The organism is Rhizobium sp. BK049 (genome assembly GCF_014193135.1).
In the GTDB taxonomy this organism is placed as follows: Bacteria; Pseudomonadota; Alphaproteobacteria; order Rhizobiales; family Rhizobiaceae; genus Rhizobium.
In genome coordinates, this window is record NZ_JACHYV010000002.1 from 192471 (window position 1) to 218552 (window position 26082).

Sequence of the window (26082 nt, forward strand, 5' to 3'; positions counted from 1 at the left end):
ATCTTCAAAGTTGCACTGACAATGTCAGCGAACGAGGATGTTCCTGAACTGCCAGGGATCCTTGGTGTCGATATCCTCAGGAAACAGACCGGGACGGCCGTCTAGTGGCGTCCAGTCGGTATAGTGGCCTTCGACCGGGCCGAGATAGGGCATCTGCACGTCGAGGCAGCGCTTGTAATCGATCTCGTCGGCTTCGACGATGCCGGCCTTGGGGTTTTCCAGCGCCCAGACCATGCCAGCGAGAACGGCGGAGGTCACCTGCAGGCCGGTGGCGTTCTGGTAAGGCGCGATGCGGCGGGTTTCTTCCAGCGACAGGCGCGAACCATACCAGTAGGCATTCTTCTCATGACCGTAGAGGAGGACGCCGAGTTCGTCGATGCCGTCCTCGAGCTCGTCCTCGTCGAGAACGTGGTGGACCGGCTGCGGGGTGCCGCCGTTGCCGAACATCTCATGCAGCGAGAGCACGGCGTCGTTGGCCGGATGGTAGGCATAATGGCAGGTCGGACGGAAGGTGACTTCGCCGTCTTTGTCGCGGACCGTGAAGTAATCGGCGATCGAGATCGATTCGTTGTGGGTGACGAGGAAGCCGTATTGCGGGCCGGGGGTCGGGCACCAGGTGCGCACGCGGGTGTTGGCGCCCGGCTGCTCCAGGTAGATCGCAGCTTTGTTGCCCTTCTTGTGCTTCTTGGCGTTCTTCGGCATCCACTGCTCGTGCGTGCCCCAGCCGAGTTCGGCCGGCTGCATACCTTCGGAGATGAAGCCTTCGACGGACCAGGTGTTCCAGAAGACGTTGAGCGGCTTCGGATGTTTTGTGCGCTGGGTGTCGCGCTCGGCGATGTGGACGCCCTTGACGCCGACTTTCTTCATCAGTTTGGCCCAGCCTTCGCGATCGTGCTGGTCCGGTTCCTCGAATTTAACACCGGTATCATTGGCGAGGTTGACGAGCGCCTGCTTGACGAACCAGGAGACCATGCCCGGATTGGCGCCGCAGGTGGAGACGGCGGTGGCGCCGCCGGGGTTTTTCGCCTTTTCCTTGCGCACCGTCTCGCGCAGCGCATAGTTGGTGCGGTCGGCATTGCTCATGCCCTTGTCGAAATAGAAGCCAAGCCAGGGCTCGACGACCGTATCGATATAAAGAACATCGAGCTTGCGGCAGAGCTTGATGATGTCGAGCGAGGAGGTGTCGACCGAGAGGTTGACGCAGAAGCCCTGGCCTTCGCCTTTCGTCAGCAGGGGCTTCAGCAGCTCCTTGTAATTGTCCTTGGTAACATATTCCTTGATGTGGCGAACGCCATGTTTCTTCAGGATCTCCATGTCGGAGGGTTCTTCACGCGGGTCGATGACGACCATCCGGCTCTTGTCGAATTTGAAGTGGCGCTCGATCAGGGGCAGGGTGCCGCGGCCGATGGAGCCAAAGCCGATCATCACGATCGGACCGGTAATTTCGGCATATACCGGATAGTTCTGTTCCGTCATTCTTTTCTCCTGTGGAAGGGGACGAAGGCGCTCAGCCTGAAGAATTCTTGTGAGATTGCCGCAGAAATTGCGAAGTGACCGGCTCTAACCACAAAACGCCGTCACAATAAAGAGCGTTGACGGGGAAAGGCCAAATATCGGCGCGACAAGATGCCCTGACCGAAAATCACCGCTTCAGGATTTCCAATCCTTCGACCGTCGTCTTTATCGCAAGTTCGGTGATTTCGTATTCGGCGACGCCGTGGACGGTGAAGGGGTCGGCGGCGACATAGGCTTCGATTGCGGCACGGTCGCCAATGGCGAGGATCGCGCCGCCGGTGCGCGGCACCTTGCGGCCGGAGGCGAGGAACCAGCCTTTAGCGTAACCCTCCTTCACCCAGGCCATGTGCGGCTCCATGTGAATGTCGGCATCGTCGTTGGATTTGCGATAAGTGAGGGAGAGGATGAACATGCTCAATTCCTGAGGAGGTTTGCGCGGATCAGTCCACGCAGCGAGTTGCCGACATAGAGCGTGCCGGCATCGAGATCGGCAAGGGTCAGATGGCCGACGCGGGCCTTGCGCCCGCAGATGAGTTCGGTGCGCAGCACTCCGGCGAGCAGGCCGCAGGAGATCGGCGGAGTGCGTAAAATACCGCTTCCGTCGTCTAGAAAGATGGAGGTGATGGTTCCCTCGCAGACCTCGTCGCGTTCGTTCAACAGGATGACTTCGTCGGCTTCCGCCTGAGCATATTCGGAGCGCGCGGTTTCGTAGACGGCGCGTCGCGTGGTTTTGACCCGCAGCAGCCGGTCGGCGGAATCGAGGCGCGTTGCGGCGAGGCGGGCGGTCCAGACTGTATCAGGCGCCAACGGGACGAAGGGCGCGCTCGTCACCTCGATGCGGCCTTGTGCGTCGAAGGTCATGCGGATGCGCAGCGGGCCCTTTGCCTCACTGACGGCTTTATCGAGCTTCGCCGCCGCGCCGAGCGGCTGCGGAAAGCCGAGGCGGCGGGCGGAGCGGGAAAGCCGGGCGAGATGCAGGCGCAGGCGGACGAAGCCGTCGCCGGGCTGCCAGCGCAGTGTCTCGATCAGCGAAAAATCGGTCATCGCGCGATCCACTGGTCGCCAACGGCGAAGCGGGCCTTGAGCAGGCATTCCTCATATTCCGCCTCGGCGGTGGAATCGAAGACGATGCCGCCGCCGACATTGAAGACCGCCCTGCCGCCGCCAAAAAGCGTGACGGTGCGGATGGCGACGGAAAAACGCATGGCGCCGGTCGGCGAGATCATGCCGATCGCACCGCAATAGGCGTCGCGTGGGTCGTCCTCGAGTGCGTGCAGGATCTCCATCGCCCGTATCTTCGGCGCGCCGGTGATCGAGCCGCAGGGGAAGAGGGCGGCAAATATATCGCGGATCGAAAGGCCGGGGCGAAGTCTTGCCTGCACATGGCTGACCATCTGGTGGACGGTCGGATAGGTCTCCACGTCGAAGAGCTTCGGTACATCGAGCGTGCCGACCTCGGTGATGCGGGAGATGTCGTTGCGCAGGAGATCGACGATCATGCGGTTTTCGGCCTGCGTCTTGATATCTGCCCGCATGGCCGCGATGATTTCGGCATCTTCGGCGGCGGTAGCGCCGCGTTTTGCCGTGCCTTTCATCGGATGGGTTTCGATCCAACCTTGCTCATCGGTGCGGAAGAAGAGTTCGGGTGAACGCGACAGGATGACCGGGCCGCCGAGATCGATCAGTGCACCGTATTTCACAGGCTGGCGTTCGATCAGCGACCAGAAGGCGGCACGAGGATCGCCGCTCCAGCGGGCTTTGACCGGCATGGTGAGGTTTGCCTGATAGGCGTCGCCGAGCCTCAGGTGCTGGTGAAGGCGGTTGAAATGCTCTTTATATATAGGGAAATCCCAGGCGGCCTTCGGTGCGGTGAGGAATTCCTCGTTTTCGAGTCGCTGTTTCGGCTGGGCGAGCGGGTGTGTGTCCGGCTGCGGAGCATCGAATACGCCGAAACAGAGGAGCGGCGTTTCGCGACCTTCTCCGGCGAAGGCAGCGAGTTTTTCTTCGAAGAGGTATCCGGCCTCGTAGGCCATGTAGCCCGCAAGCCATTTGCCCTCGGCCTTGGCCTCTTCCATGCGGACAAGGCCGGCGAAGAATTCGCTGCGCGTTCGAGCGACGATGATCTCAGCCGGCTTGGCGAAAAGCATCACCTCGTCGGTCGTGTCGTCGCGAAAAAGGATATAGGGTTGGTCGGCCACGCGACACTTTCAATTTGTTCTGCTCTCCATTGCTCGAGGTGAGATGGGGAGGGTGAGATACTTCCCTCTTCTCCCCATGGGGGAGAAGATACCCGAAGGGCAGATGAGGGGGCGGAGCGACGTCCTGAGCAGATGCGAAGGACAGCTTCTGCTATGTCGCCCCCTCATCCGCCTGCCGGCACCTTCTCCCCCGAGGGGAGAAGAGACTCATTGCTGCCTCTCCGCTCCTGGCGACGAGAATTCACCCCTTATCTAATGCTTCCAACTCATCAATCAGCCCTTCGATCATCGACAGGCCCTGGCTCCAGAACGACGGATCGGTGGCGTCGAGGCCGAAAGGCTTCAAGAGTTCAGAATGATGCTTGGTGCCGCCGGCCTTCAGCAGTTCGAAATACTTTTCCTGGAAGCCCTTCTCGGCCTTCTGGTAAACGGCGTAGAGCGAATTGACCAGGCAATCGCCGAAAGCATAGGCGTAGACATAGAAGGGCGAATGGATGAAGTGGGGGATATAGGCCCAATAGGTCTCGTAGCCCTCTGAAATATTGATCGCCGGCCCGAGGCTTTCCGACTGGACGGAGAGCCAGAGTTCGCCGATGTCGTCGGCGGTGAGTTCGCCTGCCTTGCGGGCGGTGTGCAGCTTGCGCTCGAATTCGTAGAAGGCGATCTGGCGCACGACCGTGTTGATCATGTCCTCGACCTTCTGGGCAAGCATCGCCTTGCGCTCGCGCCTGTCGGTCGTCTTTTCCAGGAGCGCGCGGAAGGTCAGCATCTCGCCGAAGACCGACGCGGTTTCGGCCAGCGTCAGCGGCGTCTGGCACATCAACGCGCCTTGCGCGCCGGCGAGAACCTGATGGACACCGTGGCCGAGTTCATGGGCAAGCGTCATGACGTCGCGTGGCTTGCCCATATAATTGACGAGCACGTAAGGGTGTGCCGAGGGAACCGTCGGATGAGCGAAGGCGCCAGGCGCCTTGCCGGGGCGAACCGGGGCATCGATCCATTGCTCGTCGAAGAAGCGCCTGGCGATATCGGCCATCTCGGGGGCGAAATTGCCGTAAGCCGATAGCACCGTGTCCTTCGCGTCGGACCAGGAGATCACGGCGCTCGACGTTTCCGGAAGGGGCGCGTTGCGGTCCCAGAAATTCATCTGCTCCATGCCGAGCCATTTCGCCTTCATTCTATAATAGCGGTGCGAAAGGCGGGGATAGGCTTCGCGGACGGCTGCGGCCAAGGCGTCGACAACCTCTCGCTCGACGCGGTTTGCCAAATGCCTGGAGTCGGCGATATCCTCGAAGCCGCGCCAGCGGTCGGAGATATCCTTGTCCTTGGCAAGCGTATTGGTGATCAGCGTGAAGATGCGGATATTCGCCTTGAAGGTTTCGGCGAGCGCCATGGCCGCCTTGCGGCGCACTTCCGGATCCTTCTCCTGCAGCATGTTCAGCGCCACCTCGAGCGGCACTTTCTCGCCATCGATCTCATAGCGAAGCTCCGCCATGGTTTCATCGAAGAGGCGATTGAAGGCGGAGGCCGATGTCATCGACTTCTCGAGGAAGAGCTGCTCCAGCCTGTCATCGAGCTGATAGGGCTTATCTTTGCGCAGGTCGATCAGCCAGGGGCGATAATGGCCGGCATCGGGGTCATTGGCCATGCAGGCGTCGATCACGGCGTCGTCGATCCGGTTCAGCTCGAGCGCGAAGAACAGGAGATGGCCCGAGAATTCGGTAATCTTGGCCTGGACGTCGCCGTAGAGCTTGCCGTTTGCCGGATTGGTGGTGTCGGAAAAATAAGTGAGGCCGGCAAAGGAGCCGAGGCGGCCCATGATGTCGTCAAGCGCCTCATATTCCTTCAGCGCCGCGCCGATGCCTTCGGTGCCGGTCTTCGCTGCCGCTTCGGCGAGTTTGCCCTTCCACTTTTCTTCGAAAGCGATCGCGGCCTTGCCGGCCTTTTCCATGTCGGCGACGAAGGCGGTGGACGTGGCGGAGGGATAAAGATCCTGCAGCTTCCAAACCGGCAGGTCGCCGAGCGCCGGATCGGCCGCCGCCCCGGCTGGCGTTGCTGGCGAGAAAGAAAACCCGGCGTGCAGGGGCTCGATTTTCATGGGCGCAATTCCTCTCCACTTTATGACAGGTCTGCTTGAATAAGCGCGAGAAGGCCCCGCATCAAGGGTCTTTCGGCGCATAAAAGGCCTCGCTTCGGCACGAAATCGGGCCTTCGCAATCGTTAAAATGCAATTATTTCTCAAAACTGGATGTTCAAGCCTTTCTGCCAGAGTGCGCTTCATGGTTTCGCATGAAGTGGAGCGACAATGACCGGTTACAATGAGCTCAAGGGAGCAGGGCAAATCCTCGTGGTCGAGGACGACCCGGTGCAACGCCGTCTGCTCAAGAACGCAATCGAGCGTCACGGCCATGTCGTGCACCAGGCCGAAAACGGCCGCATCGGCCTGGAAATGGTCAAACGCGACAGCGGCCTTTTCAATGTCATCGTGCTCGATCTGATGATGCCCGAGATGACTGGCCTCGAGTTTCTCGACGCGCTTCACGAATTCGGCACGCAGATCCCGGTCATCGTCCAGACGGGCCAGGGCGGCATCGAGACCGTGGTGCAGGCGATGCGTGCCGGCGCCTTCGATTTCGTCGTCAAGCCGGTGTCGCCCGAACGCATCGCCACCTCGATCTCCAACGCGATGAAGCTAGACCAGCGCGAGGTGAAGGCGCGGGCCGGACGCCGGTCGCGCTCGGGCTCCGTCGGCTTCGACGACATTGTTTCGGCCAGCCCGGCGATGATCCGCGTCATCGATCTGGCCCAGCGGGCGGCCCAGTCCAACATTCCCGTCGTGCTCGAAGGCGAATCCGGCGTCGGCAAGGAGTTGGTGGCCCGCGCTATCCAGTCCGGCGGCGACCGCTCGAACAAGCCTTTCGTCACCGTCAATTGCGGGGCGATCCCGCACAACCTCGTCGAAAGCATCCTCTTCGGCCACGAGAAGGGCGCGTTTACCGGCGCGACCGAACGTCACATCGGCAAATTCATGGAAGCCGATGGCGGCACCATCTTCCTCGACGAGATCGGCGACCTGCCGCTCGAGGTGCAGGTGAAACTCCTGCGGGCCGTGCAGCAGGGCGAGATCGAGACGGTCGGCGCGCGCACCGCGCACAAGGTCAATGTCCGGCTGATCTCCGCGACCAACAAGGATCTGATCGAAGAGGTCAAGAGCGGGCATTTCCGCGAGGACCTCTATTATCGCCTCAACGTCTTCCCGATTACCATTCCGGCGCTGCGCAAGCGCAAGGAAGACATCCCGCATCTGGTGCGCGTCTTTACCGACCGCTTCTCCAGCGAGCAGAAGAGCGGCCGCCGCATGACCGTGAATTCAGGCGCGTTGGCACTGCTGACCGCCTATGATTGGCCGGGCAACATCCGCCAGCTCGAAAATGCGATCTTCCGTGCGGTCGTTCTCGCCGAAGGGCCGGAGCTGACGGAGGCGGATTTCCCGCAAATCGCCGCCCAGCTTCCGGAATATGAAGTGGTGGACCACCTGGCGCTCGTTGCCGACAATACCGGCCTCGACCCTGATGAAGCCTATGGCGAGGAATACCAGGCGCCGATGCCAAGTGAGGTGCATCACCGCCTGTCGGAGACTTCCGAAAACGCCATTGCCAGTGTCAATCCCTCCGGAGATGTGCGCAAACTTGCCGACGTTGAGGAGGAGCTCATCCGATTCGCGCTCAAATTCTATCGTGGGCAGATGAGTCAAGTGGCGCGCAAACTTGGCATCGGCCGGTCCACACTTTATCGCAAGCTCAAAGATTACGGCATAGATCCCGATAATCCCCAGAAAGATGCGGCTTAGGCCTTATTTATTAAGACTCGGGCAACCACGATTTGTTACTGATCATAAACCACTTGTTAGTGGCTCGTTCACTATGTAAAGAAAAGGTTGATCATGTGTGGCATTTTTGCCATCGTGTGACCGCATTTGACAGTCATCTGGGACAGTACGGGACATTGTCTGTCTGACGGGGATCGAGTTGCCGAATCTGAATGGGAATTCCAAGCCTTCGCGCTTGAGCTGGCGTTCTTTGTGCGCCGACATTTGCGGAAAGGCAGTGAGGACGGCGGCGGCCGCCCTTCTTGCGCTTGCGGTTTCCTCGCCGGTACTGGTCGGTACGCCTTCCCAAGCAGCGGGCGAAACCCGCAGCCTCAAGCTCTATTTCATCCATACCGGCGAAAAGGCCGTCATCACCTACAAGCGTAACGGCAAGTTCGACCGGAAGGGTCTGGAGCAGCTGAACCGGTTCCTGCGCGACTGGCGCAAGAACCAGCCGACCAAGATGGATCCGCGCCTGTTCGACCTGATCTGGGAAGTCTACCGCCAGAGCGGTTCGCGGGACTACATCAACGTCGTCTGCGGTTTCCGTTCGCCGGCAACCAACGAGATGCTGCGCGGCCGCTCGCGCAATTCCGGCGTCGCCGAAAAAAGCCAGCACATGCTCGGCAAGGCGATGGACTTCTTCATTCCCGACGTCAAGCTTGCGACGCTCAGGGCCATCGGCATGAAGATGCAGATCGGCGGCGTCGGCTTTTATCCGAAATCCGGCTCGCCCTTCGTGCACATGGATGTCGGCGGCGTTCGCGCCTGGCCGCGTATGAGCCGCGACGAGCTTGTCCGGCTTTTCCCGAACGGCAACACCATTCACATCCCGGCCGACGGCAAGCCGCTGCCCGGTTATCAGCAAGCGATGGCCGACTACAAGCGCCGCGTCAGCGGCACGCAGATCGAGATCGCCAGTGCTTCCGAATCGGCGCCGAAGCATAAGACGCTGTTTGAGGCGCTGTTTGGCGGCGGGGCTGACGAACAGGAAGATGATTCCGACGATTCGGCTCCCGTTGCTGTCGCCAAGGCGACGCCGCCGAAGGCGGAGCCTGCTCCTGCCGAGCCGCAGCAGACCGAGGTCGCAGCCCTGAACGCGCCGGTGCCGCAGGTTCGCCCGGCTTTCAGCAACCAGCCGGCCGGCAGTGAAATGGCCAGCGCACTGGTGGCGCCCTCTTCGGGTAACGCCGCGCAGCAGGCCCTCGTCGCGGCGCTTCCGGCTGATCAGGCCCAGCCACAGCAATTCGCCGATCTCAGCGCCTACAGCATTCCCGTTCCCTCGCTTCTCGGTCAGCGCCGCGCGCCGGGCGACGCCGAGGTCGCGTCGATCGATCCGAACATGCAGAACGGAATGCCAGTTCCCACTCCGGTCGAGCGCCCTGCCGTTGCTGAAAATCTGCTTGCTGCGGCGGATGCCGATCCCGAAGCGGAGGCAGACGAGGCCGATCAGGATGGCGGCCTGTCTCCTGCCATCGCCGCCGCGCTCGAGCAGCAGAACAAGGATACGCAAAGCCAGGTCGCCTCGCATGAGCCTCAAATGAGCGTGGAGCAGGCAATCGCCGCCGCGATGCCGCAAAAGGCGCCCGCCGAAAAGCCGTCATTGCAGCTCGCTGCCTTGGCGCCGGCGACGAAGTCGGCAAGCTTCGGCGATGCTTTCGACGCCCCGGCTGCCGAGAGCCCCGCGCCGCAGCCCCTCCCGGTCAAGGGCGGCCGTCCGACGCAGAAGGAAGCCGCCGCAGCCGATGCCAGCCGCGCGACGGTGCGGACCGAGCCGAAGCTGACGCAGAAGATGATCTCGCAGTGGGCGCTGACCAATGCCCGTCTCGAAATGGCCTCCAAACAGGTCAAGGCGCCGCGCTTCGTCAGCCAGACGATGCGCGCCCAACCGACCGCTGTCTATGCCGAGGGCTTCAACGTCAAGACCGCCTCAGTCGACCCGGCCCGTTTCAGCGGCAACGCCGTCAACTTCATGGAAGTGCGTAAGTTCAATACGAACTGAGCTTGCCGATCGCGTCAGACCGAAAACCGCCGGAGCGATCCGGCGGTTTTCTTCTGACTATTCGATCGGCTGGACAGTTGGAGTGCCAGCAAGATACGGCGCAAAAGAAAAGCCGCCGGAAGGTCCGACGGCTTTTATCAAAGCAGCGACGTCGGCGAATCAGCCTTCCGGCGGCGCTTCGATCATGCCGAGCGCGTGCAGATAGGTGTCGAGGATGGCTTCCTCCTCCATGCGCTCCTGCTCGTCCTTCTTGCGCAGCGCCACGACCTTCTTCAGGATCTTGGTATCGAAGCCCATTCCCTTGGCTTCGCCATAGACGTCCTTGATGTCGTCGGCGATGGTCTTCTTTTCTTCTTCCAGCCGTTCAATGCGCTCGATGAAAGCGCGAAGCTGATCGCGGGCGACGCCATGAGCATCAGACATCGTGTTCTCCTGATTTTTCGGTGATCAATTCGGGATGCACGTGACTGCCGCGAAGCGGCGTCACGGTCAAGCCTGTTAAAGGCCAAGCGGACTATTTGTGTGGCTTGTTCAGCTCAAATGCCGCCTTTTGCACAGGCGAGGCCTCCTTCTGGTGGAGGTTCTTCCAGTCCTCGTAGCGCATGCCGTAGATCATCTCACGCGATTCGTCCCGGCTGACCGGAACCCCTTCGGCCTCGGCGGCCTCGCGATACCAGTTCGACAGGCAGTTGCGGCAGAAGCCGGCCAGGTTCATCAGATCGATGTTCTGGACGTCGCTGCGGTCACGAAGATGCGCGATCAGACGACGGAAGGCGGCGGCTTCGAATTCGGTCTGTTGTTCCTTGCTGAGCGCAGTCATCTCGCTCTCCTTTCATTCCGTGGGCCTCAATAGGGGCCGGTGCGCGACGGATGGACGTCGTATTCGTGTAGGGCCGGATCCGCATTCATCGCTGCAAAAATCGGCGCCAGGCGCTCGGCCCATGCCGATATGCCGGCTTCATCCGCGATCAAATCCTGACGCACCTCGAGCAGGGCATGTGGGATTCCTGTCACCATACAATGGCGGTACATGGTATCGCCCTTCAAAGCGCCGTCATAGGGTTCGTTGTCGCCAACGACGAGATCGGGATCGGCGCGCAGCATGTCGAGCAGCGGGCCGACGGCGCGCCGGTCGCTGTCCCAAAGAACGGCGGCGTGCCAGGGTCGGGGAATGCTCTTCCACGCCGGCGTGAAAGAATGCAGCGATAGCACCAGCGGTGCCTTGCCGGTGCTATTCGCCACCGCGTCGATCGTGCCTGCCACGGCCTCGTGGTAGGGGCGATGAAAGGCTTCGATCCGGTAAATCCACTCCTGCGGCGTGATCGGGTGATTGCCTGGTATGACGGCGCCGTCCGAGATCTTCATGATCAGGGTCGGGTCGTCCTCCCCTCTGTTCGGGTCGATCAGCAGCCGCGAGAAACCGCCGAGCACTGCCGGTATGCCGAGCCTCGCTGAAAGCTGGCGCGCCAGGCGCTCGATGCCGATGTCATAGGCGATGTGGCGGGCGAAGGCAGACTCCGGCAGGCCGAGCCTTTCATACCGGGCGGGAAGGCGGTTCATTGCGTGATCGGCGAGGATCACCATGCCTTTGTCATGTTTTCCGGGTAGAATTTCGAAGGATTGGAAGTCGTCCATGAAGGAATTGCCGTTGCTCATTGCCCAGTCGCGCCCAGTGATTGCATGAGCCCGCGACCGGTTCAAGCGCGACGGGCGGCGACAGCGGATATGAACCTTTGCGGACCGTTATGAAAGGGAATATAATCGATTAGCATTGCGTTGACTTTCGGATGGCGGCGGCGCAAGAAGGCACGGATATGAATAACCGTGGAGCTATTTGGGAGCCGTGTTGATTCAAGCCGCGCCAAGTTTCCTCACGCGGTCCGGACCGCTGGTCCGACTCGCCCTGTTTGCTCTTGCAGCCGCCATGCCCTTCTTCATCGCAGATGCCGCACGCGCCGATTTTCGCGTGTGCAACGGAACGCAAAATCTGGTTGGGGTAGCGATCGGATACAGAGCCAAAGACGGCTGGATCACGGAGGGCTGGTGGCAGGTGCCGGCAACGACTTGCGCCACGCTGATCGAGGGAGAATTGCAGTCGCGTTATTATTACCTCTACGCAGAGGACGCCGCCCGGGGAGGACGGTGGACGGGGGACGTGCAGATGTGCGTGGCGGAAAACGAATTCAAGATCTCGGGCGTGCAGGATTGTTATGCCCGGGGCTACCAGAAGATGGGATTCAAGGAATATGACACGGGCCGCCAGGGCAGCTGGATGGTTCAACTCTCCGACACCCCAGGGACGCAAGAAAGTCAGAATTGATGAAGCGTAATCGCAAAATTAAAATCCTCGCCACCCTCGGGCCCGCCTCCGCCGAGGAATCGATGATCGAGAAGCTGCACCAGGCCGGTGCCGATGTCTTCCGCATCAATATGAGCCATGCGAGCCACGACCTGATGCGAACGCTCATCCAGCGCATCCGCTCGGTCGAGGCGCGTTCAGGCCGGCCGATCGGCATTCTCGCCGACCTGCAGGGACCGAAGCTGCGCGTCGGCAAGTTTACCGACAGCAAGGTCGATCTGAAACCCGGCCAGACCTTCACGCTCGACAACAATGAAGCGCTCGGCGATGCCACACGCGTCTACCTGCCGCATCCCGAGATCCTGGAATCGGTGCAGCCTGGCCACCGTCTGCTGATCGATGACGGCAAGCTCTGCCTGCGCGCCGACAAGTGCGACGGGAAGAGCATCGTCACGACGGTGATCTCCGGCACGCGCATTTCCGACCGCAAGGGTGTCAGCCTTCCCGACACGTTGCTCGGCGTCGGTGCGCTGACAGACAAGGACCGGTCCGATCTCGACGCCGTGCTCGCCACCGACGATGTCGACTGGGTGGCGCTTTCCTTCGTCCAGCGTCCAGACGACCTAGCCGAAGTGCGCAAGATCGCCCGCGGCCGAGTCGGCCTGATGTCGAAGATCGAAAAACCGCAGGCTCTCGAGCGCATCGAGGAGATCATCGAGCTTTCCGACGCTCTGATGGTCGCCCGCGGCGATCTCGGCGTCGAAATGCCGCTCGAATCGGTTCCAGGCATTCAGAAGCAGCTGATCCGTGCCTGCCGCCGTTCGGGCAAGCCGGTTGTCGTCGCCACGCAGATGCTGGAATCGATGATTTCAGCGCCGGTGCCGACACGCGCCGAAGTATCAGACGTCGCGACCGCCGTCTTCGAAGGCGCCGATGCCGTCATGCTCTCGGCCGAATCGGCCTCGGGCGACTATCCGGTCGAAGCCGTTTCGACCATGGCCTCGATTGCCACGGCCATCGAGCGCGAGCCGCATTATCCCGGCATCATCTATGCTCAGCGCGCCCAGCCGGAAGCAACCGGCGCCGATGCGATCTCGCTTGCCGCCCGTCAAATCGCCGAAACGCTGAAGCTGTCGGCGATCGTCTGCTACACCTCGTCGGGCACGACGGGTCTCCGCGCCTCGCGCGAGCGCCCGCAGGTGCCGATCCTGGCATTGTCGCCGATCATCAAGACTGCGCGCCGGCTTGCCATCGTCTGGGGCCTGCATTGCGTCGTCACCCATGACGCGACCGATCTCGACGACATGGTCAACCGCGCATGCCGCATTGTCGCCGATGAAGGTTTCGGCAAGCCGGGCGACCGCATCATCATCTCGGCCGGCGTGCCGCTCGGCACGCCGGGCGCCACCAACATGCTGCGCATCGCCTATATCGGTTCGGACGGTCAGAGCGGCGTCTGATCCGTTCGCATCTGTGATGAAGCCTGCTGCCTAAAAGGGCGGCAGGCTTTTTTCGTTCATGTGACCAGGCATTGCCAAGGGATGCGGCGCATGCAAGTCTCGATCCTCGGGTTTGGAGGGATCATCATGGATATCGTCACTCTTTTGGCTTTCGCGGCCGTTTCCTTCGTCGGTATCGCCACACCAGGACCGACAGTGCTGCTGGCGTTGACAAATGGTTCTCGGCATGGGCTGCGCCGCGCGGTCGCCGGCATGGTCGGCGCGGTTCTTTCGGATTTCGTCCTGATCGGCGCTGTGGCTGTCGGACTCGGCGCGCTGCTTGCGGCATCGGAATTCTGTTTCTCGATGCTGAAATGGGCGGGTGCCGCCTATCTCGCCTTTCTCGGCATCATGCTCTTGCGCTCGAAGGGCACGATCGACGCGGCGCTGAAGTCCGATGAGGCGGCCGCGAGATCGACCTTTTCGCTCGGGCTGAAGAGTTTCATGGTCGCAGCGACCAACCCGAAGGGATATCTCTTCTTCTCCGCCTTTCTGCCGCAGTTCATCGAGCCCACCCAGCCGCAGACGGCGCAGTATTTGCTGCTCGCCCTTGTCTTCGCTGTGCTCGATTTCATCATCATGTTCGGTTACGCTTTCTTCGGCTCGCAGGCGGTCCGTTTCCTGAAAACGTCAGGCGCCTTATGGCTGGAACGCGCATGCGGCGGCGCGCTGCTCGCCCTTGCGGGATCGCTTGCCTTTTACCGTCGGGCCACCGCCTAAACTCATCGGGCCAAGGACATATGGCCAACGCGGTAGGTCTGCGCGTCATCGCCGACCTCGGGAGGCTCCCGCCACAAGCTGAAGCGTATGCGGGTCCATGTCGTCGGTTCGAAGCCGGAGACGGAGGCGAGTGCGCCTGCCGCCAGATCGGCTTCGGCCTCTGCGATTTCGGTCCGCCGGAGATCGGCAAGCGGTGCATGGGCTTCAGTCTGCAGAATATTGCGGGTTGCGAAGGCGGCAGCGGCGATATCGGGCGAGATTTGCGCCTCCCATACGATCCAGGTCTTCACCTGTGGCCAGCCGAAGGCACTGGTGAGCGCCTGGAAACCCGTGCCGCAGAGGAAGTCGCCTGCCCGTTCCGGCCTCCGCCAGAGGTAGAAGGGCGCATACAGGTTGTCGCGGCTGCCGAATTCGCCGATGCGGGCGCTGAGATAGGCTTTGAAACCGAGATTGGGGAAGCCGTCGAGCAACGGCCCCTTGTCGCGGATGCGGCGGTCGATGATCGACATGTCGTAATCGGCCGGCAGGGTAAAGCTGTATTGCATAGCGATCATGGCCGTGCCTCCACTGGATCCAGCCATTCGACAAAGCTGCCATTTTCCGCCGGCTGGATGCTGATATAGGTGAACGGGCTGTCAGCGGCGGCGCCATGCCAGTGGCGTTCGCCGGGCGCAAACCAGACCGCATCGCCGGCACGCAATTCCTCAACCGAGCCGCCCTCGTTCTGTGCCAGGCCCTGTCCCGCAAGGACATAGAGCAACTGCCCCTTGGGGTGGGTGTGCCAGCGGGTGATGGTGCCCGGATCGAGCGTGGCACGCATCGCGGTATTTTCGCCGTCCGTGCCTTCGAGCAGCATCTCAACCCAGAAGGGCGCGGTTGTCACGCCTTCGGGCGAGCGGGTCACCTTACCAGGTCGCCTGACTGTCATCGATTTCGGGTTCGAAGCACTCATTGCCGGCCTCCGGCTATCTGCAGCCGCCAGCCCGGATCGGTCATTTGGGCGATTCCGTTGCCGAAGGACCAGTCCTCAGGCGCGCTGGTGCTGACGACGATCATCAGGTCTTCCGGCCGAAGGCCCGGCGATTGGGTCAGCAGCTCGGCGAGCCGCCGATACAGCGCTGCTTTCATCTCCCCCGTTCGCGGCCGGCCGATCGTGACAGAGATATAGACGAAATCGTCCGAGCGAGGGCCGGCAAGATAGCTGCGGTCGAAGATCAGTTCATTCTCATCATGCTGATGGATGGCCTGGAAGCGGTCGTTTTCGGGCACGTCGAAGGTCTCGACCAGTGCGCGCTGGACGTTGTCGGCAAGCGCTGCGAGATATTCCTGTGACTTGCCTTTGCGAAGAGAGATGCGAACGAAGGGCATTGGGATCTCCATGGTTCGGGCCGTCCGGCGGCCTTGACAACAGCATCATCGCAGCACAGGATGATGCTGAAAATCAGAATTTTATGGATCAAATATCCCAAAATTTGGAACAATACGATGCGGCGGACGATCTTCGATCTCGATGTGCTGCGGACCTTTTCGACCGGCATGGAGCTCGGCAATTTCGCCAAGGCGGCGGAAAAGCTTGGGCGTTCGACGTCAGCGGTCAGCGCGCAGCTGAAGAAGCTGGAGGAACAGGCGGGCACCCCAATCTTCCGCAAGGCGGGCCGGGGGCTGGCGCTGACCGATGCCGGCGAAACAATGCTCGGTTACGCCAGACGGCTGCTGGAGCTCAACGATGAGGCGGCGGCGGCCGTGCACAGCGTCGAGCTGGAAGGCTGGGTGCGGCTCGGTCTGCAGGAGGATTTCGGTGAGACATTGTTGCCTAAGGTGCTCGGCCGTTTCGCGCGGGGCCACCCGAAAGTCCGCATCGAGGCGCGGGTGGTGCGCAATGCCGAACTTCTCGAGCGGGTCACCTCAGGCAAGCTCGATTTGGCACTCGCCTGGAGCGACGGAAAATTGACGGCGCATTGCGAGCGCATCGGCGAAGTGCCGATGTGCTGGATCGGGCCTGCCGAGGGACAGCCCGGCTGGCATGCGGCAAGCGGCGAGCCGATGCCGCTTGCCTCGCTGGAGGCGCCGTGCCTGTTGCGCAGTGCGGCGACCAAGGCGCTCGACGCGGCGGGAATCTCCTGGCGGCTCGCATTCGTCAGCCCCAGTCTCGGCGGCCTCTGGGCAGCGACGGCGGCGGGCCTCGGTTTGACCATCCGCACGCCGATCGGCCTGCCGGCAAAGGTCCGGGCGCTTGCGCCAGAGGCAATCGGCCTGCCTGAGCTGCCGAAGCTCGGCCTGGTGCTGCATAGAGCCGAAGCTGAGCTGCAACCAGCTGCGGCGCGGCTTGGCGAACTGGTTCTACAGTCCGTGCATGGCGCGCTGCACGGGACGGCAGGCTGATCTCTCGCTTGCCTCTGCGAGCGCAGGCCCCGATCAATGAATCCGCCCTGTTATTCAGCCGAAGCGTTCCAACGCCATAGCGAAGATGTCGGTATCGACATTGCCGCCGGAGGTGACGGCGACGACGGTATCGCTTTCCAGCGCCTCGCCGTGGAAGAGGGCGGCAGCCAGCGCCACGGCGCCGCCCGGCTCGACGACAATCTTCAATCTGACGAAGGCCAGCGCCATGGCGCGCAACGCCTCGTCGTCGGTGACGACGATGCCGGCGCCGGCGAGGCGCTTCAAGATCGGGAAGGTGATCTTGCCCGGCTCCGGTGTGATGATCGCATCGCAGATCGAACCCGACATGGAGGCGTTGCGTTCGATCCTGCCGGACGCGAGCGAGCGGATGGTATCGTCGAAGTCCCTGGGCTCGCAGGGACGGACGCGAAAGCCGGGGGCGCTGGCTTCGAGGGCGAGCGCGATGCCTGACGTCAGTCCGCCGCCGCCGCAGGGAACGAGCACCTCGGCTTCCGTTATACCTTCTTCTTCCGCCTGTTCGGAGATTTCGAGACCAGTCGTGCCCTGACCGGCGATGACAAGCGGTTCGTCGAAAGGTTTGATCAGCGTCAGGCCGCGCTCGGCGGAGAGCCGGGCGCCGATTTCGTCGCGATCCTCGTTGGCGCGGTCGTAGAGTACGACCTCGGCGCCGAAGGCGCGGGTATTGGCGATCTTCAGCTTCGGCGCATCGCTCGGCATGATGATGACGGCGGGCACGCCGTGCAGCTTGGCGGCAAGGGCGACGCCCTGCGCATGATTGCCTGAGGAGAAGGCGATGACGCCGCGCGCGCGTACCGCCGGGTCGAGCCCGGAGACGGCAGACCAGCCGCCGCGAAACTTGAAGGAACCCGAATGCTGCAGACATTCCGCCTTCACGAACAGGCGCCGGCCGGCGATCTCGTCCAGGAAGGGGGAGGAGAGAAGCGGCGTGCGGCGCGCGCGACCGCGCAGTCGAGCGCGGGCGGCAACAATCATTTCAATGCTGACCATTCGAGAATCGTCCTGCTTGCGGCGTCGCTCATGCATAGGACGGGGCAAACGGTTTGTGAACGGTGACTTTGTCACCGTGACATGAATGACCATGCGCAATGCCCGGCGGCTCGCCGACCGTCAATAGCCGCCCGCCGAGCCTTCTGTCGCGCGGGCGTCCATGGCGCCGTTGTAGCGAGCGCCGCCGCCCTTTTCGATGGCGGCAAGGCTTTTGCCGCCGACGAGGATGCCAGCGGCCTGGCCCCAGAGCGGTGCGTCGTTGCCGCCGTCGAAGCTATAGCCCATTGCCGCAAGCGTCTTTTCCGTATCCGGCGAGAGCGCATAGGGCTCGAGATAGACCTTGTCGGGCTGCCATTGGTGGTGAAACCGCGGTGCGTTGACCGCCTGGCTGATATCCATGCCAAAATCGACGACATTCAAAATCGCCTCCAGCGTGATGGTTATGATGCGCGAACCGCCGGGGCTGCCGATCACCATGAAGGGCTTGCCGTCGCGGGTGACGATCGTCGGGCTCATCGAGGAGAGCGGCGTCTTCTTCGGAGCGATGGCGTTGGCTTCGCCCTGAACGAGGCCATAAAGGTTCGGCACACCCGGCTTGGAGGTGAAATCGTCCATCTCGTTGTTGAGCAGAATGCCGGTGCCGGGTGCCACGACCGCTGCGCCGAAGGAGCCGTTCAGTGTATAGGTGACGGCAACCGCATTGCCCTCGTCGTCAATGATCGAATAGTGGGTCGTCTCGTTGCTTTCCTTGCCGCCGAGCGGTTCCAGGTTGGCCGAAGTCCCGGCCTTGTAGGGATCGATCTTTGCTGCGATCTCCTTGGCGTAGCTCTTGTCGAGCAGTTTTTCGACCGGATTGTCGACGAAATCGGGATCGCCGAGGGCCGCGTTGCGGTCGACATAGGCGTAGCGCATCGCCTCGACCATCACATGCACGGTTTCAGCCGAGGCGTAGCCGAGATAGGAGAGCGGATAACCTTCGAGGACGTTGAGGATCTCGCATATGATCACGCCGCCGGAAGACGGTGGCGGCGAGGAGATGATGTCATAGCCGCGGTAATTGCACTCGATCGGCTTCAGCTCGCGCACGGCATATTGCTCGAAGTCCTCCTTGGCGAGGATGCCGCCCTTGGCCTGGCTCGCTTTTACGATCGCCTCGGCGGGGGCAGCCTTATAGAAGGCGTCCGGTCCTTTTTCCGAAATGGCCGCCAGGACTGCAGCGAGATCCGGCTGCGCAAGCTTTTCGCTGGAGCCATAGGGCTTGCCGTCCGGTTTCAGGAAAATCTTCGCCGCCGTCTCGTCCTTGGCAAGACGCTTGGCGCTGCCGGCAAGGATCGCCGCGTCACCCTGTTCCAGCGTGTAGCCCTCCTTGGCGAAGCGGAGCGCCGGCCCGATCAGATCCTGGCGTGAGCGGGTGCCGTATTTCTCGCGAGCCGTCTCGAAACCCATGACGGAGCCCGGAACGCCGACGGCGAGATAGCCATCAAGGCTGGCCCGTGGCACGATATCGCCCTTAGCATCGAGATACATGGTCTTTGTCGCGGCGAGCGGCGCGCGCTCGCGGAAATCGAGGAAAGCCTTGGTGCCGTCTTTCAGGCGGATGGTCATGAAGCCGCCGCCGCCGAGATTGCCGGCCGAGGGATAGACGACCGCCAGTGCATAACCCACGGCGACCGCTGCATCGACGGCGTTGCCGCCGCTCTTCAGCACCTCGACGCCGACATCGGTCGCCAGATGCTGGGCGGTGACGACCATCCCGTGTTCGGCCTCGACCGGTGCGAGCGAGGCCGCGAAGGCCGTCGTCAGAGTTAGCGACAATGCCGATATGACGGAGATCGTTCCGATATGCAGGCGGCCCATGATTTCCCCTCCTATGGACAACAACGGAAAGACATATGGGGCTGCTGCGGCCAGCGGCAATGCGAGGGGTAAGCTTTATGCCGGATCCAGATCCAGCAGTTTGGCGAGTTTGCTGTTGGTATCGTCGTCATCGAGCGGCGTGTAGACGATGAGCTTCATCTCGGGCCGGTTCGTCAGCGCCAGGCCGGTGTGTTCGAAGGACATGCGGCCCATGACCGGATGATCGATGCGCTTGATGCCGGATAGCGGGCTGATCACCTCGTGGCGCTGCCACCAACTGCGGAACTCGTCACTTGCCTGCATGAGCAGTGCAATCAGCCGCTCGAAATCCGGATCGCCGGCATAACGAGCGCTGTCTGCCCGGAACATCGCGAGGGAGACGCGGGCAACCGATTCCCAATCAACGAGCAGCCGGCGATGTGCAGGGTCGACGAAGAGACGATGCATGATGTTGCGCTCGTCGCGCTCAAGCGTGTCATAGCCACCGAAGAGCACATCGGTGGCGCGGTTCCAGGCGAGCACATCCCATCGGCGGCCGAGCACATAGGCCGGTTGATGGGTCAGATTGGCGAGCACGCGCTGCAGCGGCTCGTCGACGTGTTCGGGTGGTGTCGACATCGCCTGTACCGCCTGGCGATTATTGAGGGTGAAGAGGTGCCGGCGCTCGGCGTCATCGAGGCGGAGAGCATCGGCAAGGGCGTTTAGCACCTGTGGGGAGGGGCGGACGTTGCGGGCCTGCTCCAGCCATGTGTACCAGGTGGTGCCGACGCCTGCGAGCATGGCGAGTTCCTCGCGCCTCAGGCCTGGAGTGCGTCGGCGGATGCCTTCCGGTAAGCCGACGTCAGATGGCGCCAGCCGCTCGCGGCGTGAACGCAGGAAGGCCGCGAATTCGCGGCGGCGGGCTTCGAAGACGTCGGTTTTCTGATCCATGGGTCCGATAATATCAGTATCGATACCAGGATAAAATTGGAACTGTTTGCCGTTTTCATTGGACGCATGGTGCCAAAGTCGCAGGTGATCCCCGCCTGCGGATCAATGAGTTCAAGGAGCAGCATCATGACTTTGCAGCATGTGGTCATCATCGGCGGTTCATCCGGCATCGGCCTTGCCACAGCAAACTTACTTTTGAAACAGGGATACGCGGTCACCATCGCAGGCCGCGACGGCGAAAAACTCGCGGCCGCACAAGCTTCGCTAGTCGGCGATCTGCGCATCGTCCTGCTCGATGCGACGGAGTTTTCAAGCCCAGCAAGAGTTTTTGCCGGCATTGGCGCCTTCGGCCATCTCGTGCTCGCGATGGGCAGCGGCCATGGCGCAGGTCCCTTCGCAACGCTCGATATGGCGGATCTGCTCGCCGGATTTCAGACCAAACTCATTCCGCATGCGGCTGCGGCACAGGCGGCACTACCCTTCCTTCAACCGGGCGGCAGCATCACCTTCGTCTCTGCGGTCAGCGCCCAAGCGGCGATGCCCGGCACGGCGGGGCTTGCCGCCGTCAATGCCGGAATTGAGGCGATGGTACCGGTACTAGCCGTCGAGCTGAAGCCGCTGCGCGTCAACGGAGTCTCACCCGGGGTCGTCGATACGCCCTGGTGGCATTTCCTGCCATTCGAGCAGCGCAGCAGCGTCTTCGCGGATTTCGCCGGCCGCACGCCGGTCGGCCGTGTCGGCAGGCCGGAGGATATCGCGCAGGCGATCGCATTCCTGATCGAAAGCGGCTTCATGAGCGGTCATGTCGTCACCTGCGACGGCGGTGTGCGGCTCGGCGCCTGAGGGAGGTTGCGAGCGCTCCGCCGAACATCTTGCCAGCGGGACGTTCGAGTCCCGAGATGTCGCGCACCATGCCGGGCGCCTGATCAGAGACCACGGAGTTTCGGCCGCTCGGTCACGTGATGGGGCGGCGAGCCTCTCTTCGGCTCTGCGGGCGGCCGACTGGAGGTCGCGCGGCTCGCCGGCGATCTTTTCCATGGCGGCGATGGCGACGTCGGTGGCGAGATAATCCGGCTTATGGCCGACGCCGCGGACCGTAACGAGTTCGGAGCCTGCTATATCGCGGGCAAGGCCACGCGAATGCAGGTGTTCCCAGACGATCTCGTCGCGGTCGCCTGTGATGATGACGGTGGGCGCGGTGATCTGCGAATAGAGCGGCGACTGCTCCTTCACATAGGCGAGCAGTCTTTTGAAATCGGCTGCATTGTTGTGGAAGGTGTGCGGCCGCAGCACCAGCGACGGGCCGGTTTTTTCGATGTAGTCGGCAGGGCGTGGATTGGGACGGAAGACATTCAGCGTGCCGCGCTCCAGCCGGCTCAGTCCAAGCGGAACGACGACGGCGTGGTTGAAGAGCCAACCGATGACCGGCACGGTCGCCACATGATAATACCAGTCGATGCCGCCGGGCCACGGATGGGTGGCCGGCGCGAGGAAGAGCAGGCCGGCGGTCTTATCCGGGTGGCGCAGGCCGAAGGCGGCGGTGATCGCGCCGCCGAAGGAATGGCCGACGATGATCGCCTTCTCGATGCCGCGCTTTTCCATCAGTCGGGCGATTGCATCGGCCTGGCCCGAGGGTAGGGCGTTCTCAGGGCCGCCGCGCTCCGAATAGCCGTGACCGGGACGATCGACGAACAGCATTTCCGCCCGGCCTTCGAGCAGTGCGCGAAAAGCGACGATCTGATCGAGCAGATTGCCGCTGGCGCCGTGAATGAAGACGAGCGCCGGAAGGTCCGCATTTTCGGGACGCTCGACATGGACGGCGTTCATGCGGTAGCCGCCGACATCCGTTAACTCGCCGATATTCGGATAGGTCTGTTCGAATTGCCGCGCCTTGTAAGAGGAGTAGCCGATGGCGGCGGCGAGCGGGGCGAGAAAAGCGGAAACTTCGGCAAGCATGATCTTAACGGCGACGATCGATGGATTTTGCGGGGGACGATCGTGTCAAATTCCCTCGACAGTTCTAAAATTGCGCGTTCTGGGCGCAGGTCAAGCTCGGCGATCCTGCTTCAGGTTCGATTGCCGGCCAGTTTTTCCGCAAGCATGTTGACCTGCTCCTGCGCGGTGCGATCGGCGGGATAGATATCGAGGAACCGTTCCCAGGCCTTCAGGGTCAATTGATCATTGCCGGAATTGTTGAGGATCGCGGCCATGCCGGAGAGCGCGCCGAAATGGCGTGGCTCGATATCCAGCACATGCTCGATGTCGGACATCGACTTGCGGTAATTGCCCATGATGAAATTCAGCGTGGCGCGGCGATTCCAGCTCTCGGCGTAATCGGGCTTGAGGGCAATCGCCTCGTCGAGGAAATCGAGGGCGGCGGGATTGCGTTTTTCCTCGATCGCCTTGTCGGCCCATTGCATCAGCAGGTTCACGGTCGCACTGCCGGAATCATTCCACTCCAGGCGAATTTCATTGGCGATGCTGCTGGCCTTATCAGGATCACGCTCGCGCTTCAGCTGACTGAAGAGCTGATCGAGACGCTGCTTCGGCGAACTAGTGGCATCCCTCCGCTCGACAATGACGTTCTTTTCCGCCGCGGCGACCGGAAACGGGGAGGTGGAGAGGATGAAGGCGAGCGGCAGCACCGCTGACGTCAAAGCAAAAAAGCGCATGGCGGACATATTAGTCCGCCAGCGCCGAAGATCAAACAAATTAGCCGTGATCACCGCAGCGACCCCCGGATGTCCGTTGCCGCACTCTGAGCGGCGCACGATCCGGATTCGTGCAATCAGCCCTGACGAGCCTTGTAGCGCGGGTTCAGCTTGTTGATGATGTAAATGCGGCCCTTGCGACGAACCAGACGGTTGTCACGGTGACGTGCCTTGAGCGACTTGAGCGAATTCTTGATCTTCATTTTTCTGATCCGCGATCTCTATGGGGGAATTCACATTCGCCCGTAACTTTAACAATCAAAAGCGCGCCGTCGGGGCGCGCTCTTTAGGTGGGGGTGCAGATACCTCGTCACCTCCAGCGTGTCAACCACGTGACGGTGTTTTTCCCAAGCCGCACGGCCGTTTTCTCATCCCGAAACCGGCAATTTCGGCGCCAATGTCGTGACATGACCCATCTTGCGGCCGGGGCGCCACTCGCTCTTGCCATAGAGGTGAACCAGCGTGTCGGGACGCTGCAGCCAGTCGCGGACGGCAAGGATATCGTCACCGACCAAATTCTGCATGACGCAGTCGGAGTGCCGCTCGCCATCGCCGAGCGGCAGGCCCGCGACAGCGCGGATATGCTGCTCGAACTGGCTGACGACGCAGGCGGCTTCCGTCCAATGACCGGAATTGTGGACGCGCGGCGCCATCTCGTTGGCGACCAGGCCGCCATCGGCGAGCACGAAGAATTCGATGCCGATCACGCCGACATAGTTCAACGCGGCGAGAATCTTTTCCGCCGATTGACGAGCGGCCTCCGCAGTCGTCGCCGAGATTGCGGCCGGAACGGTCGAGGTGTGGAGGATGCCGTTGCGGTGGACATTCTCGGCGGGATCGAAGCAGACGACCGTCCCATCCGCGGCACGCGCGGCGATGATCGAGACCTCTCGCTCGAAGGCGACGAAGCTTTCGAGGATGAGCGGCACGGCCCCGAGCGCGGCATAGGCGCCGTCAGGATTGTCGGCGGGCGAGCGGAAAACCTTCTGCCCCTTGCCGTCATAACCGAGACGGCGGGTCTTCAGCACGCCTTGGCCGCCGAAATCTTTCAGTGCGGTTTCGAGATCGGCCTGGCTGTCGACTGCATGAAAGCGAGCGGTTGATATGCCGCAGCCGTTGAGGAAGCGTTTTTCGACGAGCCGATCCTGGGCGGCCTCGAGCGCCTTGGCAGGCGGATAGACGGCGATGCTTGCCGAGAGCGCTTCGGCGGCTGCGACGGGCACATTCTCGAATTCGTAGGTGACGACGTCGCAGGCGTCTGCCAGTTCGGCCAGCGCCGCGGGATCGTCATAGGCGGCGACGATCTGCCGGTTCGCCAGTTGGGCGGCGGGGCAGTCGAGTTGCGGCTCGAGGATGACAGTGCGGAAATTCAATCTGGCGGCGGCGATGGCCAGCATGCGGCCGAGCTGGCCGCCGCCGACAATGCCGATCGTTCCTATGGTCATTGGTCGTCCATTGGATATTCGGCGACGGCAGCACTCTGGCGCTCGCGCCATTCGTCGAGCCTGTCGGCAATCTCTTCGTCGGAAAGGGCCAGCACGGCAGCGGCGAGAAGAGCGGCGTTGACCGCACCCGCCTTGCCGATGGCTAGGGTCCCAACCGGAATGCCGGCCGGCATCTGCACGATGGAAAGAAGGCTGTCCTGGCCGGACATGGTCTTCGACTGAACCGGGACGCCGAAGACCGGCAGCGGCGTCATCGATGCGGTCATGCCCGGCAGATGCGCCGCACCGCCGGCGCCGGCGATGATGACCTTGAAACCTTCCGCACGTGCGCCCTTGGCGAAATTCATCATTCGCTCGGGCGTACGGTGCGCTGAGATGATGCGCGCATCATAAGCGATTTCCAGCGCTTCCAGCGTGTCGGCCGCGTTCTTCATGGTCTCCCAATCGGATTGGCTGCCCATGATGATGGCGACGAGTGGTCTATCTGTCATCCTGCGACCGTTCCTTTCAGGCAATGATATCGGGAACGATCTGGTCTTCCAGCTTGGAGAGCTTGTCCTTGATGGCGAGCTTCTTCTTCTTCATGCGCTGGATTCGCAGAGCGTCGCATCCGGTCTCGATCATGGCGTTGATCGCAGCGTCGAAATCCTCGTGCTCCTGGCGCAGACGTGCCACCATGAGCCTGATTTCCGCCTGTTCCTGATCGGCCATATGCATTCCCCGTTATCGTCCTCGGACCTTGTCCGATCTGCCGATGATTTCCGCAAGCTCCTATCACCAAATACGGGTAACGGCTAGTTAGTCTTGATCATGAATTTGCCATCTCTTCTTCATCTTTTGGCCTTCGACAAGCCGTCAAAAATATGTCACAGTCCGCCCCGTTGACACCTTGATCCCCGACGATGATGGTCGGGGAGGGTAAGAGGAAGGAAGGGTCAAATGACAGTTGAAGCTCATCTTGAATCACTCCAGAAAAAGCACGTAGCACTCGAGGAGGAGTTGCACGCGCTCAGAACAGCTCCCTCTATCTCCGATACCGAAATTGCCGAATGCAAGCGCCGCAAGCTGCGCATCAAGGACGAGATTCAGCGTCTCAAGTCATCCGTCCATTAATCCTCCCAGGAGATCGCCGGTCGATCATCTTGCGTTAGAAGAGGTAAATCCATCCATTCCGCCTGAAATCAGCAAGATCCGGTGATCTCATACCAGATTTGCGCCAGTCCGATGCTTGAGGCATTGCGGCTGGCGCTTTCACGGGGCATATTCGAGTAGTTTCATGTGATCGCAGCGTGTCCCACGGCGGGGACGGCATCAGGCCCAGAACTGATCCAGCCATAAATTGAGCTTGTCGAAGCCTCGGTTGTTGACCGTGTAAATGCGCTTCGTGCCTTCCGAGGTCACCGAGACCAGATTGCTGTCGAGCAGCGCCTTTAGGTGTTGCGAGACCGCCGGGCGGCTGATCGGCAGCCCTTCGGCGAGCTCGTTGACCGTCCTTGGAGCGCGACGCAATTCCTCCAGCAGAAACCGCCGGTTCGGATCAGCAATCGCAGAGAAAGGGTCCGTGTTCGACATGCTGGAAAAGCTACGTCAAACCGGCCCTTCCGGCAAGGAAATTGTGCATTGCAGC

Annotated in this window: 28 protein-coding genes and 1 pseudogene; 8 read left to right on the forward strand and 21 right to left on the reverse strand. The window is 61.7% G+C overall.

Annotation, left to right across the window (positions count from 1 at the left end; all coding sequences use genetic code 11):
• Window positions 1-24: 24 nt before the first annotated feature.
• From FHT70_RS02825 to FHT70_RS02845, 5 genes are all read right to left on the reverse strand, one after another.
• Entirely contained in the window at window positions 25-1476 is a 1452-nt protein-coding gene (locus FHT70_RS02825) for a homospermidine synthase (RefSeq protein WP_183698754.1), read from the reverse strand.
• Between the two features lie 166 nt (window positions 1477-1642).
• Window positions 1643-1927 carry a YciI family protein gene (locus tag FHT70_RS02830; protein WP_183698756.1) on the reverse strand — a complete coding sequence of 95 codons (285 nt, stop codon included), beginning with the start codon at window positions 1925-1927 and terminating at the stop codon, window positions 1643-1645.
• Between the two features lie 2 nt (window positions 1928-1929).
• Window positions 1930-2559: an aminotransferase class IV family protein gene (locus tag FHT70_RS02835; protein ID WP_183698758.1), complete on the reverse strand. Its 630-nt coding sequence runs from the start codon at window positions 2557-2559 to the stop codon at window positions 1930-1932.
• Entirely contained in the window at window positions 2556-3662 is a 1107-nt protein-coding gene (locus tag FHT70_RS02840; RefSeq protein ID WP_210282715.1) for an aminodeoxychorismate synthase component I, read from the reverse strand. The genes FHT70_RS02835 and FHT70_RS02840 overlap by 4 nt, the downstream gene beginning before the upstream one ends.
• 292 nt (window positions 3663-3954) lie before the next feature.
• Window positions 3955-5811, reverse strand: coding sequence for a M3 family oligoendopeptidase (locus tag FHT70_RS02845; RefSeq protein ID WP_183698762.1), 1857 nt, complete (start codon window positions 5809-5811; stop codon window positions 3955-3957).
• Window positions 5812-6018: 207 nt separating this feature from the next.
• Between FHT70_RS02845 and FHT70_RS02850 the strand changes: the two genes are divergently transcribed.
• Together FHT70_RS02850 and FHT70_RS02855 are read left to right on the forward strand one after the other, a co-directional pair.
• Window positions 6019-7563 (forward strand): sigma-54 dependent transcriptional regulator, encoded by a 1545-nt coding sequence (locus FHT70_RS02850; protein ID WP_085779393.1) that lies wholly within the window; start codon window positions 6019-6021, stop codon window positions 7561-7563.
• 178 nt (window positions 7564-7741) lie between these two features.
• Window positions 7742-9583 carry a DUF882 domain-containing protein gene (locus FHT70_RS02855; protein ID WP_183698764.1) on the forward strand — a complete coding sequence of 614 codons (1842 nt, stop codon included), beginning with the start codon at window positions 7742-7744 and terminating at the stop codon, window positions 9581-9583.
• Window positions 9584-9742: 159 nt separating this feature from the next.
• On the opposite strand, the gene FHT70_RS02860 is transcribed toward FHT70_RS02855, so the two are convergent.
• From FHT70_RS02860 to FHT70_RS02870, 3 genes are all read right to left on the reverse strand, one after another.
• Complete coding sequence (locus tag FHT70_RS02860) at window positions 9743-10006, reverse strand: DUF2312 domain-containing protein (protein ID WP_008533181.1); 264 nt, start codon at window positions 10004-10006, stop codon at window positions 9743-9745.
• 91 nt (window positions 10007-10097) lie between these two features.
• Window positions 10098-10403 carry a DUF1244 domain-containing protein gene (locus tag FHT70_RS02865; RefSeq protein WP_183698766.1) on the reverse strand — a complete coding sequence of 102 codons (306 nt, stop codon included), beginning with the start codon at window positions 10401-10403 and terminating at the stop codon, window positions 10098-10100.
• A 26-nt stretch (window positions 10404-10429) separates the two neighbouring features.
• Window positions 10430-11218, reverse strand: a complete 789-nt coding sequence (locus FHT70_RS02870) for an N-formylglutamate amidohydrolase (RefSeq protein WP_097597454.1) — start codon at window positions 11216-11218, stop codon at window positions 10430-10432.
• Window positions 11219-11417: 199 nt separating this feature from the next.
• On the opposite strand from FHT70_RS02870, the gene FHT70_RS02875 reads away from it, so the two are divergent.
• The 3 genes from FHT70_RS02875 to FHT70_RS02885 all read left to right on the forward strand — a co-directional run bounded on the left by FHT70_RS02875 (window position 11418) and on the right by FHT70_RS02885 (window position 14101).
• Window positions 11418-11903 (forward strand): DUF1036 domain-containing protein, encoded by a 486-nt coding sequence (locus FHT70_RS02875; protein WP_011426762.1) that lies wholly within the window; start codon window positions 11418-11420, stop codon window positions 11901-11903.
• A complete protein-coding gene (gene pyk / locus FHT70_RS02880) occupies window positions 11903-13342 on the forward strand; it encodes a pyruvate kinase (RefSeq protein WP_183698768.1) in 1440 nt (479 codons plus the stop codon). The genes FHT70_RS02875 and pyk overlap by 1 nt, the downstream gene beginning before the upstream one ends.
• Before the next feature lie 126 nt (window positions 13343-13468).
• Window positions 13469-14101, forward strand: a complete 633-nt coding sequence (locus FHT70_RS02885) for a LysE family translocator (protein ID WP_183698770.1) — start codon at window positions 13469-13471, stop codon at window positions 14099-14101.
• A gap of 2 nt (window positions 14102-14103) precedes the next feature.
• Here FHT70_RS02885 and FHT70_RS02890 read toward each other — a convergent pair whose 3' ends face one another.
• From FHT70_RS02890 to FHT70_RS02900, 3 genes are read right to left on the reverse strand one after another with little or no spacing between them, the layout of a single operon-like run.
• Window positions 14104-14655, reverse strand: coding sequence for a DUF4865 family protein (locus tag FHT70_RS02890; protein WP_183698772.1), 552 nt, complete (start codon window positions 14653-14655; stop codon window positions 14104-14106).
• Complete coding sequence (locus FHT70_RS02895; RefSeq protein ID WP_183698774.1) at window positions 14652-15053, reverse strand: cupin domain-containing protein; 402 nt, start codon at window positions 15051-15053, stop codon at window positions 14652-14654. Before FHT70_RS02895 ends, FHT70_RS02890 begins: the two co-directional genes overlap by 4 nt.
• Window positions 15050-15469 (reverse strand): tautomerase family protein, encoded by a 420-nt coding sequence (locus tag FHT70_RS02900; protein WP_183698776.1) that lies wholly within the window; start codon window positions 15467-15469, stop codon window positions 15050-15052. The genes FHT70_RS02895 and FHT70_RS02900 overlap by 4 nt, the downstream gene beginning before the upstream one ends.
• 117 nt (window positions 15470-15586) lie before the next feature.
• On the opposite strand from FHT70_RS02900, the gene FHT70_RS02905 reads away from it, so the two are divergent.
• The gene (locus FHT70_RS02905; RefSeq protein WP_183698778.1) at window positions 15587-16483 is read left to right on the forward strand and encodes a LysR substrate-binding domain-containing protein; all 897 of its coding nucleotides are present in this window, start codon (window positions 15587-15589) and stop codon (window positions 16481-16483) included.
• A gap of 54 nt (window positions 16484-16537) precedes the next feature.
• Here the strand turns inward: FHT70_RS02905 and FHT70_RS02910 are convergent, their stop codons facing one another.
• The 3 genes from FHT70_RS02910 to FHT70_RS02920 all read right to left on the reverse strand — a co-directional run bounded on the left by FHT70_RS02910 (window position 16538) and on the right by FHT70_RS02920 (window position 20311).
• The gene (locus tag FHT70_RS02910) at window positions 16538-17512 is read right to left on the reverse strand and encodes a threonine/serine dehydratase (protein WP_183698780.1); all 975 of its coding nucleotides are present in this window, start codon (window positions 17510-17512) and stop codon (window positions 16538-16540) included.
• Window positions 17513-17632: 120 nt separating this feature from the next.
• Entirely contained in the window at window positions 17633-19369 is a 1737-nt protein-coding gene (gene ggt, locus FHT70_RS02915) for a gamma-glutamyltransferase (protein WP_183698782.1), read from the reverse strand.
• Between the two features lie 75 nt (window positions 19370-19444).
• Complete coding sequence (locus FHT70_RS02920; RefSeq protein ID WP_183698970.1) at window positions 19445-20311, reverse strand: helix-turn-helix domain-containing protein; 867 nt, start codon at window positions 20309-20311, stop codon at window positions 19445-19447.
• 114 nt (window positions 20312-20425) lie between these two features.
• On the opposite strand from FHT70_RS02920, the gene FHT70_RS02925 reads away from it, so the two are divergent.
• The gene (locus tag FHT70_RS02925) at window positions 20426-21142 is read left to right on the forward strand and encodes an SDR family oxidoreductase (protein WP_183698784.1); all 717 of its coding nucleotides are present in this window, start codon (window positions 20426-20428) and stop codon (window positions 21140-21142) included.
• 108 nt (window positions 21143-21250) lie between these two features.
• On the opposite strand, the pseudogene FHT70_RS02930 reads toward FHT70_RS02925, so the two are convergent.
• From FHT70_RS02930 to FHT70_RS02955, 6 genes and pseudogenes are all read right to left on the reverse strand, one after another.
• A pseudogene (locus FHT70_RS02930) lies at window positions 21251-22255 on the reverse strand (alpha/beta hydrolase); the annotation flags it as partial.
• Between the two features lie 110 nt (window positions 22256-22365).
• On the reverse strand, window positions 22366-22980 hold the full coding sequence (locus FHT70_RS02935; protein WP_097597281.1) for a hypothetical protein: 615 nt from the start codon (window positions 22978-22980) through the stop codon (window positions 22366-22368).
• 107 nt (window positions 22981-23087) lie between these two features.
• Entirely contained in the window at window positions 23088-23213 is a 126-nt protein-coding gene (gene ykgO, locus FHT70_RS02940; protein WP_003582204.1) for a type B 50S ribosomal protein L36, read from the reverse strand.
• Between the two features lie 165 nt (window positions 23214-23378).
• The gene (locus FHT70_RS02945; protein ID WP_183698786.1) at window positions 23379-24455 is read right to left on the reverse strand and encodes a 5-(carboxyamino)imidazole ribonucleotide synthase; all 1077 of its coding nucleotides are present in this window, start codon (window positions 24453-24455) and stop codon (window positions 23379-23381) included.
• Window positions 24452-24946 carry a 5-(carboxyamino)imidazole ribonucleotide mutase gene (gene purE, locus FHT70_RS02950; protein ID WP_064811306.1) on the reverse strand — a complete coding sequence of 165 codons (495 nt, stop codon included), beginning with the start codon at window positions 24944-24946 and terminating at the stop codon, window positions 24452-24454. Before purE ends, FHT70_RS02945 begins: the two co-directional genes overlap by 4 nt.
• Before the next feature lie 16 nt (window positions 24947-24962).
• Window positions 24963-25166: a DUF465 domain-containing protein gene (locus tag FHT70_RS02955; protein WP_183698788.1), complete on the reverse strand. Its 204-nt coding sequence runs from the start codon at window positions 25164-25166 to the stop codon at window positions 24963-24965.
• A gap of 228 nt (window positions 25167-25394) precedes the next feature.
• Here FHT70_RS02955 and FHT70_RS02960 point away from each other — a divergent pair, with 228 nt between their 5' ends.
• Entirely contained in the window at window positions 25395-25568 is a 174-nt protein-coding gene (locus FHT70_RS02960) for a DUF465 domain-containing protein (protein ID WP_008533139.1), read from the forward strand.
• Between the two features lie 198 nt (window positions 25569-25766).
• On the opposite strand, the gene FHT70_RS02965 is transcribed toward FHT70_RS02960, so the two are convergent.
• Complete coding sequence (locus tag FHT70_RS02965; RefSeq protein ID WP_003542830.1) at window positions 25767-26027, reverse strand: metalloregulator ArsR/SmtB family transcription factor; 261 nt, start codon at window positions 26025-26027, stop codon at window positions 25767-25769.
• Window positions 26028-26082 lie beyond the last annotated feature (55 nt).

Excerpts from the sequence above, each read along its gene's own strand:
- FHT70_RS02825 (WP_183698754.1), bottom strand. The coding sequence starts at position 1,476 with ATGACGGAACAGAACTATCCGGTATATGCCGAAATTACCGGTCCGATC.
- FHT70_RS02830 (WP_183698756.1), bottom strand. The coding sequence starts at position 1,927 with ATGTTCATCCTCTCCCTCACTTATCGCAAATCCAACGACGATGCCGAC.
- FHT70_RS02835 (WP_183698758.1), bottom strand. The coding sequence starts at position 2,559 with ATGACCGATTTTTCGCTGATCGAGACACTGCGCTGGCAGCCCGGCGAC.
- FHT70_RS02840 (WP_210282715.1), bottom strand. The coding sequence starts at position 3,662 with ATGCTTTTCGCCAAGCCGGCTGAGATCATCGTCGCTCGAACGCGCAGC.
- FHT70_RS02845 (WP_183698762.1), bottom strand. The coding sequence starts at position 5,811 with ATGAAAATCGAGCCCCTGCACGCCGGGTTTTCTTTCTCGCCAGCAACG.
- FHT70_RS02850 (WP_085779393.1), top strand. The coding sequence starts at position 6,019 with ATGACCGGTTACAATGAGCTCAAGGGAGCAGGGCAAATCCTCGTGGTC.
- FHT70_RS02860 (WP_008533181.1), bottom strand. The coding sequence starts at position 10,006 with ATGTCTGATGCTCATGGCGTCGCCCGCGATCAGCTTCGCGCTTTCATC.
- FHT70_RS02865 (WP_183698766.1), bottom strand. The coding sequence starts at position 10,403 with ATGACTGCGCTCAGCAAGGAACAACAGACCGAATTCGAAGCCGCCGCC.
- FHT70_RS02870 (WP_097597454.1), bottom strand. The coding sequence starts at position 11,218 with ATGGACGACTTCCAATCCTTCGAAATTCTACCCGGAAAACATGACAAA.
- pyk (WP_183698768.1), top strand. The coding sequence starts at position 11,903 with ATGAAGCGTAATCGCAAAATTAAAATCCTCGCCACCCTCGGGCCCGCC.
- FHT70_RS02885 (WP_183698770.1), top strand. The coding sequence starts at position 13,469 with ATGGATATCGTCACTCTTTTGGCTTTCGCGGCCGTTTCCTTCGTCGGT.
- FHT70_RS02890 (WP_183698772.1), bottom strand. The coding sequence starts at position 14,655 with ATGATCGCTATGCAATACAGCTTTACCCTGCCGGCCGATTACGACATG.
- FHT70_RS02895 (WP_183698774.1), bottom strand. The coding sequence starts at position 15,053 with ATGAGTGCTTCGAACCCGAAATCGATGACAGTCAGGCGACCTGGTAAG.
- FHT70_RS02900 (WP_183698776.1), bottom strand. The coding sequence starts at position 15,469 with ATGCCCTTCGTTCGCATCTCTCTTCGCAAAGGCAAGTCACAGGAATAT.
- FHT70_RS02905 (WP_183698778.1), top strand. The coding sequence starts at position 15,587 with ATGCGGCGGACGATCTTCGATCTCGATGTGCTGCGGACCTTTTCGACC.
- FHT70_RS02910 (WP_183698780.1), bottom strand. The coding sequence starts at position 17,512 with ATGGTCAGCATTGAAATGATTGTTGCCGCCCGCGCTCGACTGCGCGGT.
- ggt (WP_183698782.1), bottom strand. The coding sequence starts at position 19,369 with ATGGGCCGCCTGCATATCGGAACGATCTCCGTCATATCGGCATTGTCG.
- FHT70_RS02925 (WP_183698784.1), top strand. The coding sequence starts at position 20,426 with ATGACTTTGCAGCATGTGGTCATCATCGGCGGTTCATCCGGCATCGGC.
- FHT70_RS02935 (WP_097597281.1), bottom strand. The coding sequence starts at position 22,980 with ATGTCCGCCATGCGCTTTTTTGCTTTGACGTCAGCGGTGCTGCCGCTC.
- ykgO (WP_003582204.1), bottom strand. The coding sequence starts at position 23,213 with ATGAAGATCAAGAATTCGCTCAAGTCGCTCAAGGCACGTCACCGTGAC.
- FHT70_RS02945 (WP_183698786.1), bottom strand. The coding sequence starts at position 24,455 with ATGACCATAGGAACGATCGGCATTGTCGGCGGCGGCCAGCTCGGCCGC.
- purE (WP_064811306.1), bottom strand. The coding sequence starts at position 24,946 with ATGACAGATAGACCACTCGTCGCCATCATCATGGGCAGCCAATCCGAT.
- FHT70_RS02955 (WP_183698788.1), bottom strand. The coding sequence starts at position 25,166 with ATGGCCGATCAGGAACAGGCGGAAATCAGGCTCATGGTGGCACGTCTG.
- FHT70_RS02960 (WP_008533139.1), top strand. The coding sequence starts at position 25,395 with ATGACAGTTGAAGCTCATCTTGAATCACTCCAGAAAAAGCACGTAGCA.
- FHT70_RS02965 (WP_003542830.1), bottom strand. The coding sequence starts at position 26,027 with ATGTCGAACACGGACCCTTTCTCTGCGATTGCTGATCCGAACCGGCGG.